The sequence below is a fragment of the Cellulophaga sp. RHA19 genome (genome assembly GCF_002813425.1).
In the GTDB taxonomy this organism is placed as follows: Bacteria; Bacteroidota; Bacteroidia; order Flavobacteriales; family Flavobacteriaceae; genus Cellulophaga.
Genome location: NZ_PHUL01000001.1, coordinates 2,865,562 through 2,878,371, shown reverse-complemented (window position 1 = coordinate 2,878,371; position 12,810 = coordinate 2,865,562). Strand labels below are relative to the sequence as shown.

The following is a 12,810-nucleotide window of genomic DNA, read 5'->3' as shown; positions in this document are numbered from 1 at the left end:
ATTATGGATACACTTTCTATTATATCATTCTTAGGGTTTACCATTTTAGTAGGTTTTGTAGCGTGGTATGCCACAAGAAAAACCGATGAAAGTACTGCAGACGGATATTATTTGGGCGGTAGAAGTTTAGGAGCCATTACTATTGCAGGCTCCTTACTACTAACCAATTTATCTGCAGAGCAAATAGTAGGCTTAAACGGACAATCTTTTGCAGAAGGTGTATTGGTAATGGCTTGGGAAACATTGGCTGCAATTGCAATGATTTTTACTGCAATTTACTTGTTACCTAAGTATATGCGTTCTGGTATAACTACAATACCAGAGTTTATACAAGACAGGTTTGATGGGCAAACAAAAGCCATTTTATCTATCTTATTTTTAATAGCATTTGGTGTGGTTTTATTGCCAACCATTTTATACTCTGGTTCCTTGGCTTTTAGTACTATGTTTAATTTACCCGAAACACTAAATATTTCTCAAGGAGCTGTAATTCAGCTTTGTGTTTGGTCTATTGGTATTATAGGTATTATTTATGCTATTTTTGGTGGATTAAGGGCTGTGGCTATTTCAGATTTAGTCAATGCTATTGGGTTACTAATAGGCGGTCTTTTAATTCCAATTTTTGGATTAATGGTAATTGGTGATGGTAGTGTTACAAACGGTTTAGATATTTTGTGGACCAGTAACCCAGAGAAGTTTAACGCCAAGGGTAGTGTTACTTCTTCTATTCCTTTCGGGACTATTTTTACGGGTATGATGATTGCTCAAATGTATTACTGGGGAACCAACCAATCTATATTACAGCGTGTTTTTGGTGCAAAAAGCTTAAAAGAAGGTCAAAAAGGAATGATTTTAGCCGGATTTGTAAAATTCTTAATTCCAGTAATTGTGGTTTTACCTGGTATTATTGCATGGCATTTATTCGAGGGGAATTTAGAAAACGCAGATCAGGCATACCCTGCATTAGTGCGTAAAGTATTGCCTGGTGCTTATTTAGGTTTCTTTGCTGCGGTATTATTTGGTGCTATATTAAGTTCTTTTAACAGTTTATTAAATAGTAGTGCCACGCTTTTTGGATTTGATTTATATAGACAGTATTTTAGTAAAAATGCATCAGACAGCCAAACAGTAAGAGCAGGTAAAATATTTGGTTTTTTCCTAGCTATTGTATCTATATTAATTTCTCCTTTAATAGCAAATGCTCCTGATGGTTTGTTTGCGTATATACAAGAATCTTTAGGTAGTTTAAGTGTGCCTATTTTAGCGGTTGTTACAATGGGGATTGTCTCTAAAAAAGTACCTGCAATTGGTGCAAAAATTGTGCTTATTGGTGGTGTTATAATGTATTTGGTGAGTCAGTTTGTACTAAGCCCATATTTTGTAAATAAAGCACTAAAAGACGCTGCACTTTTTGGCATCACAAATACAGAACAACTCGCAATAATTAAAGCAGAAGCATATCCACATTTTTTACATATTATGGGGATTTTATTTGTAGTAAATAGTATTATAATGTTAATAGTAGCCAAAATAAAACCAAAACAAGATGAGTATATTCCAAAGGTTACAGAGGAAATAGATATTGTACCTTGGAAATATGCAAAAATTATCGGTTTAATAATTACTATCTTAGTATTAAGTACATACCTTATTTTTTAAGCAACGCAGTAACAATCAGATTTTATAGAGAATGGAAAAAAAATATGTAATAGCATTTGACCAAGGGACTACAAGCACTAGAACAATCATTTTTGATCAAAAAGGTGGTATAAAAGCCATTTCTCAGAAAGAATTGACACAGCATTATCCACAATCTGGTTGGGTAGAACATGATCCTGTAGAAATTTATAAAGATCAATTAAGTACGTTTTATAAGGTAATTGAAGAATCTGGAATTTCTCCTGAAGAAATAGCATCTATAGGTATTACCAACCAAAGAGAAACTACCGTTGTTTGGGACAGAAATACAGGAGAACCTATATACAACGCTATTGTTTGGCTAGACAAGCGTACAACGCCTATTTGTGAAGATCTTAAACACAAAGGGTATACTTCATATGTAAGAGAACACACGGGCTTGGTTATAGATTCTTATTTTTCTGCTACCAAAGTAAAATGGATTTTAGATAACGTAGAAGGTGCAAAAGAAAAAGCAAATAGGGGAGAACTCTGTTTTGGAACTATAGACAGTTGGTTAATTTTTAAATTTACTAACGGAGAAAAACACCTTACAGATCATACAAACGCATCGCGCACACTTGTGTATGATATTAAAAATTTAAAGTGGGATGATACGTTGCTTAATGCATTAGAAATTCCTAAAAGTATGCTGCCAACGGTGCAAAAATCATCGTCGGACTTTGGAAATGTGGAATATAAAGGAACAAAAATTCCTATTTATGGTGTTGCCGGTGACCAACAAGCATCATTATTTGGACAAGGAGGTTTTAAATCTGGTATTGCAAAAAACACTTATGGTACAGGATGTTTTATGTTGCTTAATATTGGTAAAAAACAAGTGGTTTCTACCAAAGGATTATTAACTACATTAACGTGTAGCCTAGATTCTGAACCTATAAAATACGCTTTAGAAGGTAGTATTTTTGTGGGTGGCGCATCTATACAATGGTTAAGAGACAGACTAGAGCTTATAGATAATGCTGCTGATACCGAAGAAATTTGCAACAGTATTCCGCCTTTAAAAAGTGTGTATGTTGTACCTGCTTTTGCTGGTTTAGGAGCTCCGTATTGGGATGCCAATGCAAAGGGTAGTATTTATGGGATGACGTTAGATACAGGTAAAAAAGAACTTATAAAAGCCACCGTAGATGCTTTAGCTTACCAAACTAAGGACGTTATTGATGCTATGATTGAAGATAGCAAAAAAGAAATTATAACACTAAAAGTAGATGGTGGCGCTAGTGCCAATAACTATCTAATGCAGTTTCAGTCTGATATTTTAAATGTAGAAGTAGACCGACCAAAAATGATTGAGGTTACTGCTTTTGGTGCTGCATTATTGGCTGGTATAAAAGCTAATTTTTGGAATAAGGATAACATTTCTGAAATAAGAGAAATTGATACTGTTTTTAAACCAGAGATGAAATCTAAAGTACGAAACAAAAAGTACAAAGGATGGCAAAAAGCGGTAGAAAAAACAAAGAGTATTGCCAAAGTTAAACCAAAAAATAAGCCTTTACGTTTTTCTATTTTAGACAGACCTAAACAGTTAAAAAAAATAGTTTCTAAAAAGTTCGATTTGATAGTTATTGGAGGCGGAGTAACAGGTGCAGGTATTGCTTTAGATGCATCGTCTAGAGGTTTAAATGTGTGCTTGGTAGAGAAAAACGATTTTGCTTCGGGTACCAGTAATAAGTCTACTAAATTAATACACGGTGGTTTACGTTACCTAAAACAATTAGAAATTGGTTTGGTAAGGGAATCTGGCTCTGAGCGTGCTATTGTACATAAATTAGCACCACATTTAGTTGTACCAGAAAAAATGCTTTTACCACTTATAGAGGGTGGTACATATGGTAAAATGATGACGTCTGTTGGCCTAAAAGTGTATGATATGCTAGCAAATGTTGGTGGTGATGACCGTAGGAGAATGTTAGATAAAAAGGAAACTTTAGATAAAGAACCTTTATTAGATGATGCAGTTGTTTTAGGTAGCGGATATTATGCAGAATACAGAACTGATGATGCCAGACTAACCATAGAAATACTTAAAAAAGCAACCGAATTTGGCGCTACTATTGTAAATTATTGCGAAATGGAATCTTTTGTTTATGATAGCGAGCAAAAAATTGAAAGCCTAAATTGTATTGATAAAAACACAGGAAAAAGACTAAATATTACAGCACGTAATTATGTTTCTGCTGCTGGCCCTTGGGTAGATACTTTACGTAAAAAGGATGCGTCTATGAACAACAAACATTTACACTTAACCAAAGGTGTACATATTGTTTTTCCGCACGAAAAATTACCTATTAAACAGTCTGTTTATTTTGACGTAGAAGATGGCCGTATGATTTTTGCCATTCCGCGTGGTAGATCTACTTATGTTGGTACAACAGACACCAATTATGCGGGGAATTTAGAAAGGGTAGTGGCTACAGAAGAAGATGCTGAGTATTTACTAAAGGCTACAAACCACACATTTCCAGATGTAAATTTAACTTTAAACGATATAGAGTCTAACTGGGCAGGTTTAAGACCACTTATTCACGAAGAAGAAAAAGACCCGTCTGAATTGTCTAGAAAAGATGAAATTTTTGTTTCTAAAAGTGGCTTAGTTTCTATTGCTGGCGGAAAATTAACTGGATACAGAAAAATGGCGCAGCGTGTTATAGATACAGTTTTAAAAACCATTCCTGAAAAGAAAAAGAAGCATTTAAAAAAATCTATTACAGAAGATATCGCATTGGTAACCCCAACAATGACTTCTGCCAATGAGGTTGTGGCCTACCAAAAGGAATTAGAAAACGAACTACTAGAAATAGGAATAGAAGACAGTTATTACGCTTGGTATTTATGCACAACATACGGCAAAAAAGCTTCTGCAATTTTAGAGAAAATAAGCTTTTTTAGAACTGGTAATGCCTTAGAAAACCTAATAAGAGCAGAACTTTGGTATTGTGTAAATTATGAAATGACCAATAGTCTTGCAGACTTTTTTGTACGCAGAACAGGGCGTTTGTACTTTAACATTTCTAGTATTTCTACGTTTATGGACATTGTTGTTAAAGACTTTGTAAACTATTTAGATTGGGATGATAAAAGAGTAATTTTAGAGAAAGAAAAAATGCAATTGTTGTTAAATGATGCTGAAACATATTATGCAGAAGATTTTAAATAAAAAAAGCAAAGGTTTAGTCCTTGTATTGTTAGTAGTATTCGCTGTTTTACAATCATGTAAAAACAAGGAGCAACCTATAAAAGTACCTGTAGATGTGTACTTTAGTGCTGTAGATAAAATTACAGAAACTATGATTCATGATATATTTTCGCCACCTGTGGCTAGTAGAATATATATGTACCCAAATGTTGCTGCTTACGAGATTATAACGCAGAACAATACCAAATACAGCTCTTTAACTACAAAAATTAAAAGTTTACAGCCTATACCAAAAGCAACTAAAGATGTTAATTTAGAGGTTGCTGCGCTTGTGGCATATATAGATGTTAGTAAAGAGCTTATTTTTAAAGATAATATTATAACTACGTATGCAGATAGCCTTTTTACAAGTTGGGAAAAGACCAATACAACAGAGTTTACGGTGTCTAAGGCTTATGGTTTAAAAGTTGCTAACCGCGTAAAAGACTGGTTACACAAAGACAATTATAAAGAAACCAGATCTTTTGCAGGGTATGAGGTTACTACAGATAATCCTGGCAGATGGCAACCAACACCACCTGCGTATATGGATGGTATAGAGCCACATTGGAATAAAATAAGACCAATGGTTTTAGATTCTGCTTCGCAATTTAAACCAATTAGGCACCCAGAGTTTTCTATGGATCCAGAAAGTACATTTTATAAAGAATTACAAGAAGTATATACAGTTACTAACGAGATACGTAAAAACGGAGATACGTCTGAAGAAGTAGAAATTGCAAAGTTTTGGGACTGTAATCCGTATGTATCTACTAGCAAAGGCCATTTAATGATTGCCACAAAAAAAATTACTCCAGGTGCACATTGGATAGGAATAACAAAAATAGCGTGCAAACAGCAAAAGCTAGACTTTACAGCTGCTGTACACGCAAATACAATAACATCTATAGGTATTTTTGATGCTTTTATTAGTTGTTGGGATGAGAAATACCGTAGCAACTTAATTAGACCCGAAACTCTAATTAACAATACTATAGATAAAGAATGGACACCATTATTACAAACGCCGCCTTTTCCGGAGTACACAAGCGGACATTCTGTAGTATCTGGCGCATCTGCAACCATTTTAACTCAGTTATTTGGAGATAACTTTAGTTTTTCTGATGATACTGAAACTCCATATGGTTTACCAGTACGTAAATTTAGTTCTTTTAATAATGCTGCTAAAGAAGCTGCAGTTAGCAGATTATATGGTGGTATACATTACAGGGCTGCAATAGACAATGGTGTTGTACAAGGCCAAAATGTAGGCAAACACATAGTAGAAACACTAAACTTAACTAAATAAGTTATTGTACAAGAATTAGGAGTGTAACAGTGGTTCTAAATATTCTATTTTACATAATATAAATTATAAGGCATTTTGTTGCAATTACCGAAATAGGGCATTTTGTTACCGTTAAATTAAAATGGAAAACCCGATAATTTAAAAGTGACAATCATAAAGCTTATATAAATATCAAGTTACCTAAATCACAATGGGTTATAAAAATAATGTGTGATAATTATTGTGAAAAACTAGTGAAAATTGAGATCTATAAATTAATAACAGCTGATAATTTTTCACAAAAATAAAATTTATAAAAATACTTAATCAATTAGAGTACTTTGGCTTAATTTCTTTCTCCAATAAAACGATGTTCTTTAATTTATCTTTTTCCAATTTAATACAGCCAAAATTTGACTTGTATTTATGATTTTGTAGAAATTCTATGTTTAAATTTAACCAATCTAGGTCTTCAAATTTTAAATTAATTTGATTTTCCCATTCTGTTCTTAGTAATTTATTTTTAACGATGAAGTTATCACTCGCTAAATGAAATAAATCTGAGTCACACAGAATCTTTTCTATTTCGCACATTGGATTTTGCGGCATTTTTGTAGCCAATATTAAGCTTATAACAGTTTGTAACTTATCACTTTTGTAATTATTCTGTTTTAAAAAATTATTAGCTAAAATAACGCTAGATTCTTCGTGACAACTATAATCTAAAGAAAAACCTGTATCATGGAATAGTGCAGCTATTTTTAAAATTTCCATATCTCGTTCAGAAATTTTCTCGTACTCCCCTATTATTCTTACATTCCTTAATACATCCAGCGTGTGTTCTTCATTATGAAAAGCTAAGTATTTACAATTACTTTCTCTTATTATTTTTAGACAATATTCCTTAGTTTTATCTACTATATTACTCAAAACTATTATTTTTAAAATTTATATTTTAACCCTAATAAATGAGACCCTTCATAACTATTGTACACAAGCTCTAAGTGTTTTTTTTGATATGGTGTTGTAAATAAATATGTACTGCCGATCCCAACTACTGCACCAGCTAGTATATCCCAACCATCATGTTTATTAGCATCTATTCTACTAAATGCAGTAAATCCAGCTATTGCGTATGGTAATATGCTATATTTAAAACCATATCGCATATGAATAAAAGATGCTCCTTGAAATGTTGTAGAGGTATGTCCTGATGGAAAAGCTTTAGTGTTACTATTATCTGGTCTAGGTTTTTTAATACTTACTTTTAAACTGTATGTTAGAGCTTTATTTAAAATAAACCCTTTTGTAAATTGCCAAGCTCCTTTTTTATCTTCTTTTAATAGTGTTAAAGACAAAGCTGATACTGGAACCAGTAATAAACCTATATCACCCGCCTTCTCGATATCTGATTTTTGAGAGCTAACGAGTTGAGAAGATAAAAGTAGTATGATTAAAACTGTACTTAATAGTAATTTCATTTTAATAAAATTTCTTGATTTATATTTGATTATTCAATTTTATACGTACCATTTTTATACATATTAGAAGCAGAAACTATATGACCTAGAGCATCTTTTGCTAACTCCTTATCTAATGGTTTTTCTATAAAAACGGTGTCATTTAATAATTGAAACTGAACTGCTGGTTTATTAGGCTGTAGCACAACTAAATCATTACCTACCCTAAATGCATTTGTAGTATAAAATTGCATCATTGCTCTACCAGGAGTAAGTGAATCTAATTCAAAAATATTTCTACCAGGCATTGGGGTTTCAACAGTTAACCCTGTAAGATCTAATAAGGTTGGAGGAATGTCTATTTGACTACATAGTTTATCATAATTAACTCCTCCTTCTATTCCTGGAGCTATAATTAATGCAGGAATATGAAACTTATTTACGGGTATTAAGTTTTTACCGTAAGTTCTTGTGTTATGATCAGCAATCACGATAAAAACAGTATTATTATAATAAGCTTCCTTTTTAGCAGCTTCAAAAAATTTACCTATCGCATAATCTGCATATTTAATAGCGTTATTTACAGTATTTTTCTTTTTATCAAACAATTCAATTCTATCATCAGGAAACTCAAATGGCTCGTGATTTGAAGATGAAAACATTAATGAAAAGAATGGTTTATCTCCGTAAGATTTATATAGAGAATTTGCTTTTTTTACGAGGTCTTCATCAGAGACTCCCCATACCCCCTTAAAAGCATACTCATTTTTATCAAAATCGTTCTCGTCTACAATATTCTTAAATCCATTACCATTAAAAAAACTTGCCATATTATCAAAATTAGCAAGCCCCCCATATATAAAACTAGTTTCATATCCTTTTTTACCAAGCACATCTGCCAAAGTGAAAAAACCTTGTTGTGACTTACCTAACTTAACAACACTTCTACTAGGAGTTGGTAAAAAACCAGATACAACTGCCTCTATACCTCTCACACTTCTTGTTCCAGTACTATACAAATTAGTAAAAGCTAAACCTTCTTTTGAAAGTTTATCTAAATTTGGAGTTAATGGCAAACCTCCCATATAACCAACATACTCTGCTCCCAAACTTTCTTGTAGAAAAATCACCAAATTATATGGTTTATCAGTTTTATGAGTACTAATTTGCTGATGTAATAAAGGAATATCCTTGTTAGTAAAACTAGAAGCCCCATTTGTTGTCATATATTTCTGGACTCTTTCTATGGCTTCTTTCTCATCCATTTTTCCATACATCTTATTACTATTTACTTCATCTCTTAAAGAGTAAACAGCAAATGAAACAGTATATAAAGAACTCATTGCGAGACTATTGGTAAATTGATCTGGCGAAAAAATAGCGCTGCTAGGGTTTATTGGTCTTAAAGATGTTAATGACGATCTAGCTCCCCAGAATAATAAAAAAGCTAGTAAAGGAAAAAGAAAAATTTTCCATTTATACTGAGTACTAAAATCTAAAGAAAACCAGTTTTTACTTTTTTTAAATATAAATATAGAACCTAAAACAAGTAATGAAACACAAAGTAATATCTGTAAACCAAAACCTTTTAATAACATATTAGACACCTCTTTAGGGTATATTAAATATTCTATAAAAAGTCTATTTGGTCGAGTATCATACTGTAATAAAAATGTAGGTGTAACTATTTCCATAAATAGGAACAGAACTAACATTATACCTAAAAAATACCTGAAAAATGGTTTTATAAATTTTAAAGCTACGTTAGGTAAAAAGACAATTAAAAATGTAGGTAAAATAGAGATATAACTTAATAATATAACATCCATTCTAATTCCAATTGGAAATAACAACCAAAAGTTTTCTGAGCTTGAAACTCTCTCCCAGAAAAAGATTAGAATAAAAACTCTACTCAAAGTTGTAATAGCTAATCCAATTAAAAAAAAAGTTACAATAGGTTTTGTAAATTTAACTTTAGATAAAAATTTATTAAACACCTCCATACTCAACAATTAAATTATTTAAGTGTTAAAAGTATTGTTCAATTCTAAAGATAATCTTAAGCTAGTTTATTGTAAAAGGAGGATTTAATTTCTACACAATGACAGATAATGACTGTTCTAATATTTCAATATTTAACATATCATTCATTTGCTTAGTATACTCACCATCAATTTGACTGTCTAAAGGTTTTTTACTTAAGTTTCTAACAACTATAGAATTAGACTGATAATATTCTAAAGGCTTAAAAAGGTGTGTTTTTTTTAGCAACATTAATAATCCTAATAAAATAATTTTTCTTTTAGATATTTCTGGAATAACTACAACATCTAGCTTTCCGTCGTTTAATAAAGCTTTAGGAGTTAAGCTAATACCATATCCCATTTGATTTGTATTGGAAATAAAAACCATAAACGGATTTATTAGTTTTTTACCTTTATCTAATAAAATTACTTTTTTTGTATTCTTTTTAAATCTTCTTAATGTTTTTATACTAGATATTAAATAACTATAAAAATTTCTTCTTTCAAATTTTTCATAATCTTTAATAACTTCAGCATCAAAACCTATTCCCATATTACTAAAAAATGGTTTACTATTAATTAGGCCAATATCAATTTTCTCTACGTTTTTAATTTTAATTTTTAACAGAGCATTTTTTATAGAAAATGGTATTTTTAAATTTGAAGCTAAACCATTACCTGAGCCTAAAGGAACAATACCAAAGATGATATTAGTCCCTACCAATTTAGTAGCTACTTCATTTATTGTACCATCACCTCCACACGCAACAATTATATTAGCTCTTTGCGATATAGACTTTTGCGCTAAAATTAAAGGATGCCCTTTATATTCTGATACTTTAATTTTTACAATATATAATTCCGCATTAAAATATGATTGCAGATACTCTGTAGTAAAAATATTATTACCAGAACCTGCTATAGGATTTACAATAAAATGAATATCAATCAACTCTTTGAAATAAGATTATAATAGAATTATATTTTTTAAAAGTAGATAGAGAATCTAAAGAAATTTTAAAGAGAATTTGCTTTAAAGTTTCTTTAGATTTCTGGTTTAGGTTTAAACTAAAAAAATTACATTATGAAATCTACAGCCTTATTAATTATTTTTAGTTTCAATACTATTTGCATCTATGCTCAAAAGGATTCGATAATAATTACTTCTAATCAGAAGAATAATTTTTTAAAAAAAATATTCTTCCTATTTCTTTAATTATAACCGGAAGTCTTGTTAGTGGAAGTGAATTAGAAAAAGATTTTCAAAAAAATACTAGGGATTTAGTTGGTAACAATTTTAAAACCAATGTTGATGATTATTTAAGGTATGCTCCTATCTTAGAAATGTATGCTGCAGATGCTTTTGGAATAAAATCTAAAAATCATTGGTTTGATCAATCAAAGAATTTGACTATCTCAATCATAATTTCAGACTTCATAACATTCAGGTTAAAAAACTGGACAATGAAAGCTAGGCCAAAAGGCGAAGAAGACTTGCAATCATTTCCGTTAGGACACGCATCCTTTGCCTTTACAAATGCTGGGGTTCTATATCAAGAATTTAAAGACTCATCTCCTTATTTGGCATATAGTGGCTATGCTTTTGCGACAGCCACAGGAGGATTAAGAATTGCAAACAATTCACATTGGTTTAGTGATGTAATAGTTAGCGCAGGTATTGGAATATTGGTAACGGAATTAGTATATTTATTTGATCCTATAATTAAATGGAACCCCTTTAAAAAAGTAAAAGGAATTAACTTATATCCAAAAATAGATAAAAATCACTATGGAGTATATTTTAAAAAAACCTTTTGATATAAAAGGGATATTTCATTTTATATCTGAAGTATCCCTTTCTCTTTTAATCAATTTTTAACTTTATGCTTTACAACTTTACCGTTAGGGTCTATTGTAACTTCCATTTCAGTTTCTCCTTTTTCTATTTCAAATTCATAGACTATACCATTTTGGGTTTCTGATATTTCGGCTTCTTCCATTTCATAATCAGGAAAAGTAGTTGTTAAAGTAGATTTTACATTTTTAGGAATATCTTTTTCTTTAATCTCGTGTTCTGTTTCTCGCCAAGAACCGTCTTCTAGAAAGTTTGCTGAATATTCAACCTTATTCATTTTAAACTCAGCCTCCCATTCGGTAGCAGTTTCTTTTTCCCATTTTACTTTTTTAACAGTGGGAAACTTTTTAGTAAATGCCTCTTTTACTTTTTGCGGGACTTTATCTACTCCTGAGGAAAAAGCAAAAATTGTACATATTAAAAAGGCTCCTAAAATTACTTTTAATGATTTCATATCTTATATAATTTTTAAATTAATACTAGTATAAATCTAGTAATCAATTCTAAAGATATTTTCAAGCAAATCTAAAGAGTAATTAGGCTATAATAGTTTCTTTTGATATTGCTTATGAGAGATATAAATTAGTATTGCTATTAATCCAACAGACACTGTAGACGCAGGTAATGTTCCTAGATCTAGCCCTCCTTTATTTAAAGGCTTAGTAAGAAAGTCACCAAATGTTGCTCCAAAGGGGCGTGTAAAGACAAATGCAATCCAGAATAGTAGTATTTGATTCACTTTTGTGAAATAATGAAGTAGAATAACCAATGCTATAATTAATGCAGTAACTAATGCACCTATTAAATAACTAAAACCAATTTCATCACTCAAATAATCTCCAAATGCAGTTCCTAAACTATTTGAAAATAATACTGCAGTCCAAAAAAATAATTCTTTGTTTTTGTAGATAATTGGATTTACCTCTAAATTTTTATATTTATTATACCATAGAAAAAGTGTTCCTATTAAACCAATAGCTAAAACTAAACTACCATAGGTATAACCAAGGCCAAGACTTCTATCCATAAAATCAGAAATCTCTGTTCCTAATGTTGTTGTAGCAATAATAACCAGCCAAAAATATAATGGCACATACTTTTTTGAATATAACTGAATGCCAAGAGCAATTAAAAAAAACGTGAATGTAATTAAAATACCTACAGAATAACCCAAACCTAAAGTTTGTGCAATAAAATCTCCTAAGGTTTCACCCAATGTAGTGGCTATTATTTTCATCAACCAAAATAATGCTGTTATTTCTGCTACCTTATTTAATGTTTTAGTTTCCATAAGTTTCATAAAT

The 12,810-nt window shown here is 31.1% G+C and carries 10 protein-coding genes; 4 read left to right on the top strand and 6 right to left on the bottom strand.

What is annotated here, in order from left to right:
- Positions 1–3: 3 nt before the first annotated feature.
- From AX016_RS12720 to AX016_RS12710, 3 genes are read left to right on the top strand one after another with little or no spacing between them, the layout of a single operon-like run.
- On the top strand, positions 4–1,659 hold the full coding sequence (locus AX016_RS12720; protein ID WP_100895963.1) for a solute:sodium symporter family transporter: 1,656 nt from the start codon (positions 4–6) through the stop codon (positions 1,657–1,659).
- 31 nt (positions 1,660–1,690) lie between these two features.
- Positions 1,691–4,861, top strand: coding sequence for a glycerol kinase GlpK (glpK, locus tag AX016_RS12715; RefSeq protein ID WP_100895962.1), 3,171 nt, complete (start codon positions 1,691–1,693; stop codon positions 4,859–4,861).
- Complete coding sequence (locus AX016_RS12710; RefSeq protein WP_100895961.1) at positions 4,842–6,188, top strand: vanadium-dependent haloperoxidase; 1,347 nt, start codon at positions 4,842–4,844, stop codon at positions 6,186–6,188. The genes glpK and AX016_RS12710 overlap by 20 nt, the downstream gene beginning before the upstream one ends.
- Positions 6,189–6,494: 306 nt before the next feature.
- Here the strand turns inward: AX016_RS12710 and AX016_RS12705 are convergent, their stop codons facing one another.
- From AX016_RS12705 to AX016_RS12690, 4 genes are all read right to left on the bottom strand, one after another.
- Positions 6,495–7,097, bottom strand: coding sequence for an HD domain-containing protein (locus tag AX016_RS12705; RefSeq protein ID WP_157811131.1), 603 nt, complete (start codon positions 7,095–7,097; stop codon positions 6,495–6,497).
- An 11-nt stretch (positions 7,098–7,108) separates the two neighbouring features.
- Entirely contained in the window at positions 7,109–7,648 is a 540-nt protein-coding gene (locus AX016_RS12700) for a phosphatase PAP2 family protein (protein WP_034643529.1), read from the bottom strand.
- A gap of 29 nt (positions 7,649–7,677) precedes the next feature.
- Positions 7,678–9,321: an LTA synthase family protein gene (locus AX016_RS12695; RefSeq protein ID WP_232732625.1), complete on the bottom strand. Its 1,644-nt coding sequence runs from the start codon at positions 9,319–9,321 to the stop codon at positions 7,678–7,680.
- A 400-nt stretch (positions 9,322–9,721) separates the two neighbouring features.
- Positions 9,722–10,603, bottom strand: a complete 882-nt coding sequence (locus AX016_RS12690; RefSeq protein ID WP_100895958.1) for a diacylglycerol/lipid kinase family protein — start codon at positions 10,601–10,603, stop codon at positions 9,722–9,724.
- 512 nt (positions 10,604–11,115) lie between these two features.
- Here AX016_RS12690 and AX016_RS12685 point away from each other — a divergent pair.
- Complete coding sequence (locus AX016_RS12685; RefSeq protein WP_157811130.1) at positions 11,116–11,469, top strand: phosphatase PAP2 family protein; 354 nt, start codon at positions 11,116–11,118, stop codon at positions 11,467–11,469.
- Between the two features lie 50 nt (positions 11,470–11,519).
- On the opposite strand, the gene AX016_RS12680 is transcribed toward AX016_RS12685, so the two are convergent.
- Both AX016_RS12680 and AX016_RS12675 read right to left on the bottom strand, forming a co-directional pair.
- Complete coding sequence (locus tag AX016_RS12680) at positions 11,520–11,960, bottom strand: PepSY-like domain-containing protein (RefSeq protein WP_100895956.1); 441 nt, start codon at positions 11,958–11,960, stop codon at positions 11,520–11,522.
- A gap of 87 nt (positions 11,961–12,047) precedes the next feature.
- Positions 12,048–12,806 (bottom strand): COG4705 family protein, encoded by a 759-nt coding sequence (locus AX016_RS12675; protein WP_330400368.1) that lies wholly within the window; start codon positions 12,804–12,806, stop codon positions 12,048–12,050.
- Between the last annotated feature and the right edge of the window lie 4 nt (positions 12,807–12,810).

Excerpts from the sequence above, each read along its gene's own strand:
- AX016_RS12680 (WP_100895956.1), bottom strand. The coding sequence starts at position 11,960 with ATGAAATCATTAAAAGTAATTTTAGGAGCCTTTTTAATATGTACAATT.
- AX016_RS12675 (WP_330400368.1), bottom strand. The coding sequence starts at position 12,806 with ATGAAACTTATGGAAACTAAAACATTAAATAAGGTAGCAGAAATAACA.
- AX016_RS12700 (WP_034643529.1), bottom strand. The coding sequence starts at position 7,648 with ATGAAATTACTATTAAGTACAGTTTTAATCATACTACTTTTATCTTCT.
- AX016_RS12720 (WP_100895963.1), top strand. The coding sequence starts at position 4 with ATGGATACACTTTCTATTATATCATTCTTAGGGTTTACCATTTTAGTA.
- AX016_RS12695 (WP_232732625.1), bottom strand. The coding sequence starts at position 9,321 with ATGGAAATAGTTACACCTACATTTTTATTACAGTATGATACTCGACCA.
- AX016_RS12710 (WP_100895961.1), top strand. The coding sequence starts at position 4,842 with ATGCAGAAGATTTTAAATAAAAAAAGCAAAGGTTTAGTCCTTGTATTG.
- AX016_RS12685 (WP_157811130.1), top strand. The coding sequence starts at position 11,116 with ATGAAAGCTAGGCCAAAAGGCGAAGAAGACTTGCAATCATTTCCGTTA.
- glpK (WP_100895962.1), top strand. The coding sequence starts at position 1,691 with ATGGAAAAAAAATATGTAATAGCATTTGACCAAGGGACTACAAGCACT.